General features: G+C 63.4%; 12 protein-coding genes. 2 read left to right on the top strand and 10 right to left on the bottom strand.

Annotated features, from left to right (window positions below; all coding sequences use genetic code 11):
- Positions 1-9: 9 nt before the first annotated feature.
- From rny to OXG98_10360, 10 genes are all read right to left on the bottom strand, one after another.
- The gene (gene rny / locus OXG98_10405; GenBank protein ID MCY3772414.1) at positions 10-1,689 is read right to left on the bottom strand and encodes a ribonuclease Y; all 1,680 of its coding nucleotides are present in this window, start codon (positions 1,687-1,689) and stop codon (positions 10-12) included.
- 564 nt (positions 1,690-2,253) lie between these two features.
- Complete coding sequence (locus OXG98_10400; protein ID MCY3772413.1) at positions 2,254-4,272, bottom strand: heme lyase CcmF/NrfE family subunit; 2,019 nt, start codon at positions 4,270-4,272, stop codon at positions 2,254-2,256.
- Positions 4,273-4,382: 110 nt separating this feature from the next.
- A complete protein-coding gene (gene rpiA, locus OXG98_10395) occupies positions 4,383-5,093 on the bottom strand; it encodes a ribose-5-phosphate isomerase RpiA (protein MCY3772412.1) in 711 nt (236 codons plus the stop codon).
- Between the two features lie 199 nt (positions 5,094-5,292).
- On the bottom strand, positions 5,293-5,829 hold the full coding sequence (locus OXG98_10390) for a hypothetical protein (GenBank protein MCY3772411.1): 537 nt from the start codon (positions 5,827-5,829) through the stop codon (positions 5,293-5,295).
- A gap of 8 nt (positions 5,830-5,837) precedes the next feature.
- On the bottom strand, positions 5,838-6,725 hold the full coding sequence (locus OXG98_10385) for an NAD(P)-dependent oxidoreductase (protein ID MCY3772410.1): 888 nt from the start codon (positions 6,723-6,725) through the stop codon (positions 5,838-5,840).
- Positions 6,726-6,733: 8 nt separating this feature from the next.
- Complete coding sequence (locus OXG98_10380) at positions 6,734-7,120, bottom strand: cupin domain-containing protein (GenBank protein ID MCY3772409.1); 387 nt, start codon at positions 7,118-7,120, stop codon at positions 6,734-6,736.
- A 69-nt stretch (positions 7,121-7,189) separates the two neighbouring features.
- A complete protein-coding gene (locus OXG98_10375) occupies positions 7,190-7,978 on the bottom strand; it encodes an SDR family oxidoreductase (GenBank protein MCY3772408.1) in 789 nt (262 codons plus the stop codon).
- Between the two features lie 107 nt (positions 7,979-8,085).
- Entirely contained in the window at positions 8,086-9,069 is a 984-nt protein-coding gene (locus OXG98_10370; GenBank protein MCY3772407.1) for an amidohydrolase family protein, read from the bottom strand.
- Positions 9,070-9,102: 33 nt separating this feature from the next.
- Positions 9,103-11,658: a M14 family metallopeptidase gene (locus OXG98_10365; protein MCY3772406.1), complete on the bottom strand. Its 2,556-nt coding sequence runs from the start codon at positions 11,656-11,658 to the stop codon at positions 9,103-9,105.
- A gap of 36 nt (positions 11,659-11,694) precedes the next feature.
- Positions 11,695-12,402, bottom strand: a complete 708-nt coding sequence (locus OXG98_10360; protein ID MCY3772405.1) for a peptidylprolyl isomerase — start codon at positions 12,400-12,402, stop codon at positions 11,695-11,697.
- Between the two features lie 331 nt (positions 12,403-12,733).
- Between OXG98_10360 and OXG98_10355 the strand changes: the two genes are divergently transcribed.
- Complete coding sequence (locus OXG98_10355; GenBank protein MCY3772404.1) at positions 12,734-13,600, top strand: hypothetical protein; 867 nt, start codon at positions 12,734-12,736, stop codon at positions 13,598-13,600.
- Positions 13,601-13,699: 99 nt separating this feature from the next.
- Positions 13,700-13,942: MFS transporter (locus OXG98_10350; GenBank protein MCY3772403.1), on the top strand; the 243-nt coding region annotated here is incomplete at its 3' end.

Here is a 13,942-nt window from a genome sequence, read left to right as displayed (position 1 = left end):
GCGGCGAAGTTATCCCGCCGCCTGTCCGCTGGGCGTCGGGGAATGACGCCGGTTCCGGTTTCTTCCGTACGACCTTCGACGTCCGCCCTGTTGCTGGTCGTCCCGCTTGTTCGTCATCCTGTGGGCGATCTTCTCCCGGATCACGGTCACCTTGATGTGCCCGGGATAGGTCAGGTCGTTGCGGATCTTCTGGGATATCTCGCAGGCCAGCGTGTGCGTCCGGTCGTCGTCCACCTGGTCCGGCCGGACCATGACCCGGATCTCGCGTCCGGCGTTGATGGCGTAGGCGTCGGCCACCCCGTCGAACGCCCGGGCGAGTTCTTCCAGTTCCACCACTCTGCGGATGTAGTCTTCGGGATCATTCCTGCGTGCGCCGGGCCGGGCGCCGGAAATGGCGTCCGCCGCGGCGACCAGAAAGGTGATGGGCGAGGTGATTTCCTCGTTCTCGTCGTTGTGATGGGCAATGATCGCGTTCTTGACTTCCTCGGGCTCGCCATACTTTTCCGCGAAGGCCAGGCCGATTTCCGGGTGTGATCCCTCCATCTCGTGATCCAGGGCCTTGCCGACGTCGTGAAGGAGTCCGCAGCGCCGGGCGAGCAGTTCGTCCAGGCCGACCTCAACGGCCATCATGCCGGTGAGAAAGGCCACCTCCTTCGAGTGATCCAGGGCGTTCTGGCCGTAACTGGACCGGAACCGCAGCCGGCCGACCAGCTTCATCATCTCGGGATGCATGGATTTCAGGTTGAGCTGGGTGACGGCCTGCTCCCCTTCCGAGAGCAGCAGGTTGTCGATCTGCTCCTGTGCCCGCGTGATCATTTCTTCTATACGGCTCTGGGTAATCTTGCCGTTGGATACGAGATCCGCCATGGCGGTGCGGGCGATTTCCCGGCGAATGGGATCGAAGCAGGAAATGACCACGGCCTCCGGGGTATCGTCCACCATGACCTTCACTTCGCTGGCGGCCTCGAAAGTCCGGATGTTGCGGCCGTCTTTTCCGATAATACGGGCTTTGATCTGGTCATTGGGCAGAGGTACCACCGCGACGCTCGTCTGGGTCGACTGATCCACCGCGCACCGGCTGATCGCCAGCGTAACGATCTTTCTCGCCTCCCGGTTGGCGTTGGTCTGGGCGGTTTTCAGAATGTCTCTGACTCTGTGTTCCGCTTCCTGCTTCACGTCGCGAATGAGTTCATCGTGAAGCTGCTGCTTGGCTTCCTCGGCGGTCAGCCGGGCAAGGGCTTCCAGCCGATTGCGGTATTCCGAGGCCGATTCCTTCAGCCGGACTTCCTGCGTTTTCAGCTTCTCTTCCAGCTTCTCCACTTCGTCTTCCCTCAAGCCGGTCTGATCTTCGCGGTCCTTCAGGGTGTCGAATCGCTGTTCGTACTCTTTCTCCCGGTCCATCATGTCCTGCTCGTGGCTTTCCAGGGCGGACTGCCTGCCGTTGATTTCCTCCTCCTGGGCCTCCCGCGCGTCGTGCCATTTTCTTTTCTCCTCAAGCAGCTCCGCACGGCGCTGCACTTCCATTTCCTTGAAAAGGCGCTGTGCGCGCTTCTGGGCTTTCTCCTCCATTTCGCCGGCTTTGCTGCGCCGCCAGATCGTGCCGATCACCAACCCGACGAGCCCGGAAATCAGGGTCAGGGCGGCTAGGGGCAGCAAAAAGCCGTTCAGGTTTTCCAATGGGAAATCCATACAACACCCCCTGCGATATCGCAGCTTATCGCTTAGTAGCGTCGAACCTGGGTTTGATGTCGATAAGCTGGCCGCCGCCGGTCCAGAGCGTGACCGGGTCGGCGTACGCCGGCAGGGGACGTGTTGCCTACTGGCGAGGAAGGTATGGCGCCCGTGTTTCTTGAACCGTTCAGCCGTAGTGGTGTTATGCGCGTTTTCCCGACGATCTGCCGCCAGACGGTTCCAGTGAGTCCGTTCAGAAAGTTACTGCGCCTGTCTGCGTCGAGAAGAATCCATGCACATTTCCATAAATCTCAACCGGTAGTCGAACAGAACCTATACCACATGCTTGCGAGGAACGGTTTCAGCCATATGTTCTGCTTGCGATATTCGTTTTCCAAGGCGCCCGGGCTTCCCGTGGCACCCCCACCCTGCTTATCGAATTGCCAAATCAGGTCATACAGTATGAAGCTACCGGTGTATGAACCGGGTTGTAGTTCTGCAACATTAGGGCGCGGCCATACGGGCCACTCGCTTGATCCGCAGTGGTTGCGCGTGTCGCGTCCGTGATCTGTCCACGGTCTTTCAGACGGTTACATCCCGGGTCCCGGGCACCGGCGTACGAGGTTCGCCAACCCCTTCGCGCCGTTCACGTCCGGTGGTTTTTCTGCCGAATCGATCCGGGAGGAAGAGAATGATCGTCCCCAGCATGAGCAGTGCCGTACCGATCCAGACCCAGTTTACCAATGGATTAATGTAGACCTTAAATGTAGCTACGTCAAGCGTTTCGTTCAGTTCGGCCAGGACCACGTAGAGGTCTTCATTCAGCGTCGACCAGATGGATACTTCCGAAGTCACCTGGTCCTGTATGGGGTAGAGACGTTTCTCCGGGGCCATCATAACGACAGGCTCGCCGTCCACGGAAAGGCGGAGCAGGCCTGCGTACGATATGTACTCGCCCATGTTGGTTTCGGTGAGGGAATCGAAGTCCAGCGTATAGTTTTTGATCTGGAAGGATTCGCCCTCCCGCACCGCGAAGTTCTCTTCCCGGTTGAAGGCGGACCCGGTGAAGCCAATGAACAGGAGCACGATGGCGATATGAACGACGTAACCGCCGTACCGGCGCTTGTAGCCCATGACCAGCCGGTAGAAAGCCGCGGGCCAGGATTCGTCGTTCGTGGAACGGCGCGCGCGGGCCCCGCGGTAGAACTCGAGTCCGATGGCTCCGACCACGAAGGCGCACATGCTGAAGGAGAGCAGGGCGTAGACGTGCCGGATGCCGAAGGCCAGCAGGATGGCGGCCGCGGCGATGAAACAGGCAATGGGTATGGTGAAATGCCGCTTGAGACTCTGAACGGAGGTCTTGCGCCACGCGAAAAGCGGACCGGCGCCCGTCAGAAAGAGCAGGAAGATGCCGAGCGGCACGTTTATCTCGTTGAAGTACGGCGCGCTCACCGTGATCTTCTCGCCGCTGACGGCCTCGGAAAGCACGGGGAAAATGGTCCCCCAGAGGATGGCGAAACACACGCCCACGAGGGCCAGGTTGTTCAGCAGGAAGCTGCTTTCCCTCGAGACGAAGGAGTCGAGTTCGCTGCGGGCCTTCAGGGCGCGGCGCCGGCTGATCAGCAGGCCGAAGGACAACACCATCGAGACGATGACGAAACCCATGAACATGGGACCGATGCCCGATGTGGTGAAGGAATGCACCGACGAAACGACCCCGCTTCTCGTGAGAAATGTCCCGAAGTAGACCAGGCCGAAGGTCAGGATGATCAGGATGAAGTTCCAGATCTTCAGCATGCCCTTCTTCTCCTGGATCATCACGGAATGGAGAAAGGCGGTTATGGTCAGCCAGGGCATGAGCGCCGCGTTTTCCACGGGATCCCAGGCCCAGTATCCGCCCCATCCCAGTTCCACGTAGGCCCAGCGGCCGCCCAGCATCAGGCCGAACCCGAGGAAGAACCAGGCGTAGAGGGTCCATCGCCTGATCGTCCGGATCCACGTGTCGCCCAGTTCCCCCGTGATCAACGCGGCCATGGCGAAGGCGAAGGGGACCACGGTCCCCACGTAGCCCTGGTAGAGAATGGGCGGGTGGATGATCATGAGGGGCATCTGCAGCACCGGGTTCAGTCCGCGGCCCTCGGCGGGCACGAAGGGCAGCAGCTCGAAGGGATCGGCCACGAAGATGAGCAGGGCGATGAAGAACAGGACCACCGACATCATCACTGCGTGGACGTAGGGGATCAGCGTCTGGTTCCGGTCCCGGTTTGTGAGGTGCACCACCAAAGCGAAGAGGGACAGGGTCCATACCCACAGGAGCAGGGATCCCTTCTGCCCGGCCCACAGCGCGGTGACGCGGTAGAAATCGGGCAGGGTGCTGCTGGTGTAGGAGGCGACGTACTCCACCTGGAAGTTGCCCGTGTACAAATGGTACACCAGCACGATGGACGACAGGGTCAGCAGGCCGAAGGTGGCGAGAACGCCGTGGGCCCCGCTGGCAATCATCTGCGGGTTCCGCGCGCGGGCGCCGACCACGCCGGTCACGCCGCCGTAGGCCGCCGTCATGAAGGCGAGCAGGAGGCTGAAGTATCCGATATCGTTCATTTACGTTTCATTCAATTCTGGGCTCAGGCAGCGCCGCGGGTCCGCGTAACGTGCGGCAATCGGAAAAGCGCGGCGGCGGCCATTGGACCGCGACGAACGGCCCCGTGGGTTCAGGTTCTTCTTTCCACTTCGATGCGTCCTTCGCCGGATATGCTCCCGATGAGTATCCCGGTCGCCAGGCCGACGAAGAGGCCGTTTTCAAGGATGCCGGGGATGTTGTTGAGCGTGCTTTCCATTCCGCCGGGGTCGTCGATTCCGTCGAAACGGGCGTCCACCACCATGTTCCCCTGGTCGGTGATGACCGGTCCGTCTTTGTGTACCGCCATGCGCAGCAGGGGTTCCCCCCCCAGCGCTTCGACGGCCCGCATGACGGGTTGAACCGCCATGGGAAGGACTTCCAGCGGCACGGGACATTTCGTTCCCAGCCGCTCGACCAGTTTCGATTCATCCACGATGACGATGAACCGTTCGGCCATGCCGTCCACGATCTTCTCCCGCAGGTGGGCGGCGCCTCGGCCCTTGATCAGGTTCATCGCGGGGTCGACCTCGTCCGCGCCGTCCACGGCGATGTCGACCCGGTCCACGTCGTCCAGCGTCCCCGCCGGGATGCCGTTCCTGCGGGCCAGCACCGACGCGTCGAAGGAAGTGGGTATGCCGACGATGTTCAGGTTCTCCTCCCGCACGCGGCGCCCCAGTTCCTCGATCATGAACTCCGCCGTCGATCCCGTGCCCAGTCCGACCACGTCGCCCTGGCCGACCATCCGGGCTGCTTCGACTCCGACGGTCTTCTTCATCTCTCGGGTCAGTGCTTCGGAGGTCATGGCCTGTTTCCCCGGTCTCGATCCGGCTGAATGACAGCGTCCAAAGATAAGCCGGAACGGCCGGTAATGTCAACTGATTCCCGTCCTTCAAGCCTATACGGTAAAGTTGCCGTAGATGCGTTGTAAAGGACGGGAGCGGGGGCGGCGCGCGGGCGGGAGGACCCGGCACGGCTGCTTATCCGAAGCCGTGGCGCGGTCTTCAATCGGAACTGCGCCGGAAGGTCATCTGGTTTCCGCTGGGGAAGAAGATGGTCAGCAAATCGTCCTTCACCTCGATGGCGCAGGGTTCGGCGGGCGCGTCGACGGCGTCCGGCGGTCTCACCCTCATCGACAGGTCGCTGGCCTCGAAACCGTCGACCGCGTGGCCGCCGGAAAGATTGTACAGGTGCCGGAAGGTCAGCTTGTCTCCGTCCAAGGAATAGGTGCCCCCTTCGCCGGAACCCCGCCGGGGACCCTCGTCGGTTACGATGAAGAAGAGGACCGACCAGTCCTTTTCGGTGAAGGTGATCAGGCCGGTTACCTCGTGAACCGGTCCGAATTTGAGCCGGTACGTTTCCGGCTTCCAGGATCCCCGGATGTCGGGCGACTCCTTCGTGGACTCTGGAAGGCCGGCCGCGGACTGCGGAAAAGCGGCCGCGGACCGTGCGAGCGTGTTCGCGGCGGCGCATGGTACGGAGGCCGCGAAGGCGCCCGGCACCAGGAACGCGGCCAGGATAATGGATACTCTCCAGCGCATGGATGTCCTCACGATCTTCCGGACGGGTCGGCGCCCGCCCGCTTCAGGTAGTCTCCGATGTATTCGAGGAGGTCGGCCTGGGCGTTCCCCTGGTCCTGGAACCGTCTGAGAAGGTCCTCGACGATCGGGGCGATTTCCAGCGGGACATCGTGCGTCCTCCCGAGTGCGACGCCCAGATGCATGTCCTTCACCCCCAGGTCGATGGCGGAATACAGCGACTTGCCGTCCAGGAAACGGGACAGGCACCGCTCCATCATCCGGCTCTGGCCCATGCTCGGCCGGATGGCGTCGATCAACGTACGCGGGTCGATACCCGCCCGCGTGCCGATGGCCATCCCTTCGCAGGCGCCGATGAAATTGATGAACATCATGAGGTTGTTCACCAGCTTGGTCGCGACGCCGCTGCCGGTATCCCCCATGCGGACGACCGTACTGCCCACGCCGCGCAGGAGGGGCTCGTACCGGTCGAACACCGCCTCGTCTCCGCCGACGAACACGGTCAGGGTGGCGTCTCGAGCGCCGAAGACTCCGCCGCTGATCGGCGCGTCCAGCACGTCGATCCCCTTTGCCGCGCCTTCCCTGGCGATGCGCCGGATGAGTCCCGGTTCGCCCGTGCTCGTATCGATATAGACGGAACCGCGCGCGAGGCCTTCGAACACGCCGTCACCGCCCAGGACCACCTTTTCCACCGCGGCGGGTCCGGGCAGCGAGGTGATGACCGCGTCGACGCCCGCTGCCGTCTCGCGGGGGGATGACGCCCACGAAGCCCCGGCATCCAGCAGGTTCGCGGCCTTATCCTCGTCCAGGTCGTGGACGCGAAGGGCGTGTCCGGCGCGCAGGAGGCTGGCGGCCATGGGATTGCCCATATTGCCCAACCCGATGAATCCGACGTTCATGGCCGGTCCTAGCGCGTCTCGTCGATGGTCGGGAAGTCGCCCGGTATGGTGATCTCGATGACTTCGAAATCGTCGGAGTATTCCATCAACTCATGCGCGACGCCGGGCGCCTGGTACCACGCGTCACCCGCGGTTACTTCGATTTCGCCCACGTCCGCCAGGTCGATGCGCGCCCAGCCCTTGAGCAGGTAGTTCATCTGGAATTCGAGTTCGTGGGAATGATAACCCATGGGACCGTCGCAGGACTGGGCGGCCCGGATGACGTGGGCCATCACCCGGCCATCCGTAGCGGACTTCATGCCCAGGTCGCGATACACGAAATAGGGCCGCAGCCCTTTGACCCATTCCGCGCCGTCCGAATGCGCCGCGAAGGATTTGGACGTGTTTTCAGCCATGATGGTGCTCCTTTTGATTGAAGGCGACAGTTGCGAATGACAGATGCCAGGGGTCTCGCCCGGACGGTTTCAGGGCGTGCCCCGTCTTTCGCCGCCGTCCATGTAGACGGCGGTACCAAAGACGTACGAACAGGATTCGGACGCGAGGAAAGTCGCCACGGCGGCGATCTCCTCCGGTTCCGCGATGCGGCCGGCGGGAAGCCGCTCGCCGGCTTCGCGAAGCAGGTCCTCGACGTCCCGGCCCTGCCGGTCGGCCTCCGCCTGCTGCAGGTCCCGGGCCCGCCGGGTGTTCGTCATGCCGGGACATATGGCGTTGACCAGGATGCCGTCGCCGGATACCGCGTCCGACAGGGCCCGCGTGCAGTTCAGGACGGCGACGTTGGCCAGGCTCAAGGGGATGTTGCCGCGGCCGGGGCTCGTTCCCGCGTTGCCGGCGATATGGATGATGCGTCCCCATCGGTTCTCCTGCATGTACGGGATCACCAGTTGCGACATCCGCAGGTAACCGTATGACTTCAGCGCCAGCCCTTCGTCGATCTGTTCCGCGGGAAGCGCCAGGATGTCGCCTCCCCGCGCCGCGCCGGCGCAGTTGACCAGGATATCGATGCCGCCGAAGGTGTCGGCTGTTTCACGGACCACCCCGCGGCAGTCGTCCAGCGAGACCAGATCGGCCGCAACCGCGTATCCTTCGCCGCCCGTCGCTTCGATCTCCCGAACCACCTCGTCCAGCAGGTCCCGGTTTCGGGCCGTGACGCACACGCGGGCGCCCTCCCTGGCCAGGGCCAGCGCGCAGCAACGTCCGATGCCCCGGCTGCCGCCGGTGACAATCGCTCTTTTTCCGTGGAGCATGAGATCCATGATTTCAACCGTTTCGACCGGTGGTTTCACTGTCCCCGGTCATTTGCGATCAACCGGGCTGACCGGGACGGTCAACCGTGGCGGAGCGCTCAGCCACAACGAATCGATCAAAGCCCCAGCAGCCGGACGGCGTTTCCCCCTAGAATGGCTTCGCGGTCTTCGTCCGACAGGTCCATCGCGTTGATGCTCTTGATCATCTTCGGCATGCTGCCGATCTGGTGGGGATAGTCGCTCCCGGCCACGATACGGTCGGCGCCCGCGAAGCCCAGGGCGAAATGCAGCGCGTCCACGTCGAAATTGACCGTGTCGTAGTAGAACTGGTTTTTCAGGTAGACCGTGGGGTGGTTCTCCAGGTTCGCGCGGCACTGCGGAAAGGCCTCGTAGCACCGGTCGAAGCGCTCGGCGAGGTAGGGCACGGCGCCGCCCAGGTGGCCCAGCACCCAGCGAATGTTCGGAAAGCGCTCCACCAAGCCGCTGAAGAGCAGGCTGGCCGTGGCCAGGGTCGTATCCATCAGGAATCCTACCGCGGGCATGAGCATGTAATCCTTCATGGCCTCCACGCCCAGGGGGAAGGTGGGATGGATGAAAACGACCATTTCACGATCGTCCGCGATCTCGTACATGGGCCAGAAGCACGGGTCGCTGAGCGCCACGCCGTTGGCGTTGCTGTACACGCACGCCCCCTTCAGGCCCAGCTTGCCGACGGCCCGCTCCAGCTCGGCGGCGCAGGCCCCCGGATTGTTCAGCGGCAGGGTCGCCAGGGCCGGAAAGCGATCCGGGTGCCCGCGCTGTATTTCCGCGAAAAGGTCGTTGACCTTGCTGCTCAGTTCGGCGGACCGCTCCGGCGTCTCGATGAGCGTGCCCGGCGCGGTGAAGGTGATGACATGCGTGTCGACGCCCGCTTCCTCCATGACCTCCAGGCGCACGTCCATGAGCCGATGGCCGGGGACCAGGATATTGTAGTCGCCGGGGGAGTGCAGAACCGGGTTGCCGTCTTCGTCCTCGGTCACCGTGTAGGCGCTGGGACCCTTCCGGATCTCCTCGACGTACCGGGGCGGATAGACGTGGTTGTGAAAGTCGACGATGGGCATGGGGCGTGCCTTTCCTGTTCGATCGCTTACGTGTCAGTTCCCGTACAGCGCGTTGAAGAGCAGCTTGAAGGTACCGTGGGTCTGGTTGCGGAAGTTCACCTGGAACCCGTAGAGCACGATCCGTCCCTCGCCATGGCGCACGCTGATCATGGCGGGCTTGCCGGCGATATGTTCCTCGCCGATCAGCCACCCGCTTTCGAGCACGTCTTTTTCGGGATAGGCGGCGACCACTTCGTACCGGTCGTTGAAGTGCGACGGGTTGATCGAATGCACGGGACTGGTACGGTGCATGACCAGGGCCCGGTCCGGCATGCCGTAACCCAGCCGGTGGGTGTTGTCGACCCGGATCCGCAGCATGGAACCGGGGCAGAAGAAGGCGCTTTCCGGCAGACCGGCCGTTACGTCCGTGATATGGAGGCCGAACTTCTCGATGGGAAGCCGGCACGCGCCGCCGACGGCCACGAGCGTGCCGCCTTTTTCCACGAAGGCGCCGATGGCCTCAATTTCCGATTCGCCCAGGGCGCTACGGTACTTTTCGGGCTGAGGCACGGACTTCAGGCGTTTTTCGACTTCCTGTTCGGTTCCGGCCATCATGTCCATCGTGTCGTCGGGCAGGATGAACACGTCGCAGAGGTCGTGGAGGTCGTCCCGGATATCGGCGTCCCTGGCCGTGCGATAGGTAAAGCCCGCCTGCTCCAGCGTCATGCGGGTCCAGCCTTCGGGCATGTTGCCGCCCCAGTACCGCTGGTACATGGCGATGCGCGGCTTAGCGACCGGATCGCCTTCCGCCGGTTCCTCGAGTCGAAAGCCGGCGGCTCCGGTCTCCCGGACGACTCCCTCGGCCCGTGCCTGGTCGACCCCGCTGACGATAAAGGTGCCGGGCGGCATGGCCGGCAGGCCGCCTCCGCCGGTCGAAAGGGGGCTGGTTGCCCGACTGACCTCGGCGCCCGCTTCCAGCAGCGCGTTGACCGCGCCGAAGGCGGCGTTATGACGGGGATCGACGGCCATGCCGTGCGCCCCGTCTCCGGTGACCGATCCGTTCGCCGGCACCGACTCGATCACCGGATCCAGGTTCAGCGATCCCGCGTCCAGTCCGGCGTGCGGCACCTCCGACGGCTCCGCGGATACGCCCATCATTTCCGCGAGCGTGTCCGTCGCGTTGTCGAAGATTCGCGTGGGCGATCCGTCGGCCTTGCGCGCCCAGGCGTCGTCCGGCCACAGGGTCCGTTCCAGCAGCGTCTTGACCACGCCTCGCTTGGGCTGGGAACTGGATACGAACCAGGTGCCCGCGGGATAGACGCGGGTTCCCACCGTCGCCCGGGTCCGGGTCCGCTGCACGTCGATACCCTGCCGGAGCAGGGCGTTCACCAAGCCGGTCACGACCTGGGGGTCGTGCTGGTCCGGTCGTATGAAGAACCCTGCCGACTCATCTTCCAGGCCCCTGTGAGTCTGGTGCAGGGCCTTCTGCACGGCGTTCCGAAGCACCGTCTCCCGGCATCGCGCCGCGATGTCCATGAGTCCCGTGGCGGCGACGCGCTGCTGGTCCACCATGTCCCGGAGCCGCCACCAGCCCCCCGGCCACGGATTCGGAAAGTTGGTCTGCGGCTTGTAGTGCGGCAGCGTGTGCAGGGTGTTGCCGTTCTCGCCGCTGAGCTGGTGGGGATGGATATACAATGGACTGGCCAGCTTCGCCTGGGCGGTCTCGGTCAACAGGCTCGCGATGTTGTGGTAGTTGCCGAGCCAGTGAAACCCCATGTGATACCACGCCGGGAACATGGCGCCGCTGATGACGCCCTGGTGGCCCGCTTCCTCCAGCTTGTAGGCCATGTGCGCCCCGTACCAGTTGATCTCGCGCCATATGAGCGGATCGGCGTGGGGGTGGATGGGTTCGCAGTAGGGGCAGACGAAGAGCCGGGGCTGGTAGCCGCCCATCTCGTGGTGGTCCTGGAAGACGTGGGGATGCCAGTCCTGGAACATGATCCGCGCCATGTACCGGGATTCCACCAGGTTCAGCATGATGGCGTCCCGGTTGTTGTCGTGGCCGCAATACCGGTGGTACAGCCAGGGCAGATCGCACCCCTCGTATTCGGTGCCCACGTGCTCGTCGTACCAGTCGGCCACCATGATCTGGCCGTCGGGATTGAAGCACGGGACCATCAGGAAAATGACGTTTTCAAGGATGTTCTTCGTGGTTTCGTCGTTGCCCGTGACCAGGTCGTAGGCGAGCTGGGGCGCCATCTGCGTGGCGGCGATCTCGCTGGCGTGGAGGCTCATGGACTGGCACACGACGACCTTGCCCTCCTGCACCAGACCGTCGATCGCGGCGTCGGAAAGGCCCCGCGGATCGGCAATCCGCCCGTTGATCTCCCGGAGCTCCTCCAGGCGGGCGAGGTTGCCGGCGGAAGTAATGATGGCCAGCAAGAAGGGGTTGTTTTCCGTCGTCGGACCCAGGTTGACTACGCGGATGCGCTCGCTCTGCTGGCTCAGCAGATAGAAATACTCCGTGATACGGTCCCAACGGGCCATCTTGTAGTCGTCGCCGAGGCGGAAGCCGAAAAACGACTCGGGTCGCTCAACGCGGTCGGCCATGTAATGCTCCTGTCCGTGGTTGCCTTCGTGGTCAAGCTACCTGGTTTTTCGAGCTACCCGGGAGATCACGACCGGCGGTGTAAGCCGCTGGTTCTCGCGGGGAGACATCTGGATCTTCCGGATCACGTCCATCCCGCGGGTGACCAGGCCGAAAGCGGCGAATCCGTGCCCGTCCGGGTTGCGTTTGCCGCCGAAATCCAGTTCGGGCTGATCGCCGATGCAGAAGAAGAACCCCGAAGTCGCCGTGTCCGGCCCCATGCGCGCCATGGAGATGGCCCCGTCCACGTGCCTGAGCCCGGTCGCGGAGGTCCGCTCGAGGGGAATCGGATCGAATCCGCTGTTGGGCGGATAGCTGTCGTCCCGGTAGTCGGGATTTACGGCGCCCTGTATCACCTCGATCTTCACGTCGTTGTTCGGCTGGTTGTCCATGGTCACCGTCCGGTGGAACACCCCGCCGTTGTATTGCCCGGCGTCCACGTACCGCATGAAATTCGCCACGGTGGCCGGCGCGCGGACCGGATCGAGCACGATTTCGATGACTCCCGCCTCCGTGGTCATCTCCAGGGCGATTTCTTTTTCCTGGGCGCGGGCCAGTCCGCCCGGTCCGCCTGGCCCGCCCGGTCCAACCAGACTGTCTGGTCCGCCGAAGAGACCGCAGAGCAGCAGGCAGGCCGGTACACCGAGGAGACCGCGAAGCAGCAGGCCGGTCAGGATGGGTTTTGTTTTAGTCGCCGGATTTCTCATGAGTATGATCCCCGTCCGGTCAACGGCATCACGACCGCCTGCGACTGCCCAGCCGGATGACCGTGGGATGAACCCCGTCGTGAATGCCTGGGAATAGCAGCGGATACCCGGTTCAACCGGCAAGGCGGGCGAACTCGAAAACGTAAGGCATGATGAAACCGGCCCCCTCCCCTGTCAAGCGTTTTATGGCTGCATTCGACGGGGTCGCAGGGCCCGGGCGGTACGGCCAAAAACCTTGACAGTGCAGCATGCGCGGTGGAATTTATGGGTATTAGCTCCGGCGCAGATTTCTGCCGGCCGACCACCGTGCCCGAACCCGTGATGGCCTGCCATGAATGGTGACTTTGGACAAATCGCGCACCGGGTGGGACGTTTCCTCCAACGGTACGAGGCCGATGAACTGGTCCCCCATCCGCTCAAACGGTTCTCGCGGCAATTTCTGGTCGCCGGGATCTGGTGCGCCGCCTTCCTGCATTTCTTCGCCGCCGGCGGGATCTACCTGTACGGCCGGATCGACTTCGAGCCCATGGTCGAGCTCGAGATCATGCCCTATCCCGACCACTTGATCGACCTTATCGATCCGTCCAGGCTGATCACGACGGAGCGGGGCGGGGGCCGTCCCGGCCGGCTTGAGCCGCCCGAGGATCTCGGCGACGATATCATGAGCAAGGGCGTACCCGTTCCCGTGGTCGTAGGCATCCCGGAGCCCATCGACGACAGCCTGATCGCCGAGGAACACGAGATCGCCTCCCAGGAGGAGATGGAGCGGGCCGTGGCCGTCGCCATGGATACCGAGGACGAACCGGGCGACGAGGCCGGAATGGGAGGCTCGGGCGTAGATGGCGGCGTCGAGGGGGGAAGCGGGACCGGCGGCTCGGACGGCCTGGGCGATGGCGGCGACGGCACCTGGAGATACGATACACGCCCGGTTCCGCGGCGCCTCAACATGAGCATATCCCGGAAGGAGATCCCCCGGAAACTGCGTCACGTAAAGGACAGCATCGTCCGGTTCGAGTTGCTGATCGATGAACAGGGCCGAGTCGTCGACGCCACCATGATCGAATCGACCGGGTATCCGGAGATCGATCGGCTGCTGCTCGAGAAGATCTACGCCTCCCGGTATCATCCCGCCACCTTGAAACAACGGCCGGTCAAGGCCTGGATCGCCGTCGGCTACGGCTACAAGGTAGGCAGGTAATCTCGTTGCCAGTTGGCGGCCGTACCGCGGCAGGATCAGGCTGGGCCGGTCGACCAGGCGGCCCGCGCCACCCAGGTTGACAGATAGAACCAGGATTTCATGTTCCCATCTCTCAGTTTCATGATGTTCCTCCAGTTCTTCATCTGGGGGGCCTGGTTCACGACGATCGCCGTCTACATGAGCGCCCACGGGATGGGAGACCTTACCCACTGGCCTTACACGGTAAACCCGGTGGCCGCGATCATCTCCCCCTTCTTCCTGGGCCTGGTGGCGGACCGGTACTTCGCGCCGGAGCGGATCCTCGGATGGCTGCACATCCTGGCGGGCGGTGTCATGCTGCTC

It is taken from the genome of Gemmatimonadota bacterium (genome assembly GCA_026706345.1).
Taxonomy (GTDB): Bacteria; JAAXHH01; JAAXHH01; order JAAXHH01; family JAAXHH01; genus JAAXHH01.
The sequence above is the reverse complement of the archived record's forward strand: the minus strand, read 5'-3'. Positions and strand labels throughout refer to the sequence as shown.

Excerpts from the sequence above, each read along its gene's own strand:
- OXG98_10380 (MCY3772409.1), bottom strand. The coding sequence starts at position 7,120 with ATGGCTGAAAACACGTCCAAATCCTTCGCGGCGCATTCGGACGGCGCG.
- OXG98_10385 (MCY3772410.1), bottom strand. The coding sequence starts at position 6,725 with ATGAACGTCGGATTCATCGGGTTGGGCAATATGGGCAATCCCATGGCC.
- rpiA (MCY3772412.1), bottom strand. The coding sequence starts at position 5,093 with ATGACCTCCGAAGCACTGACCCGAGAGATGAAGAAGACCGTCGGAGTC.
- OXG98_10390 (MCY3772411.1), bottom strand. The coding sequence starts at position 5,829 with ATGCGCTGGAGAGTATCCATTATCCTGGCCGCGTTCCTGGTGCCGGGC.
- OXG98_10355 (MCY3772404.1), top strand. The coding sequence starts at position 12,734 with ATGAATGGTGACTTTGGACAAATCGCGCACCGGGTGGGACGTTTCCTC.
- OXG98_10360 (MCY3772405.1), bottom strand. The coding sequence starts at position 12,402 with ATGAGAAATCCGGCGACTAAAACAAAACCCATCCTGACCGGCCTGCTG.
- OXG98_10375 (MCY3772408.1), bottom strand. The coding sequence starts at position 7,978 with ATGGATCTCATGCTCCACGGAAAAAGAGCGATTGTCACCGGCGGCAGC.
- OXG98_10370 (MCY3772407.1), bottom strand. The coding sequence starts at position 9,069 with ATGCCCATCGTCGACTTTCACAACCACGTCTATCCGCCCCGGTACGTC.
- OXG98_10400 (MCY3772413.1), bottom strand. The coding sequence starts at position 4,272 with ATGAACGATATCGGATACTTCAGCCTCCTGCTCGCCTTCATGACGGCG.
- OXG98_10365 (MCY3772406.1), bottom strand. The coding sequence starts at position 11,658 with ATGGCCGACCGCGTTGAGCGACCCGAGTCGTTTTTCGGCTTCCGCCTC.
- rny (MCY3772414.1), bottom strand. The coding sequence starts at position 1,689 with ATGGATTTCCCATTGGAAAACCTGAACGGCTTTTTGCTGCCCCTAGCC.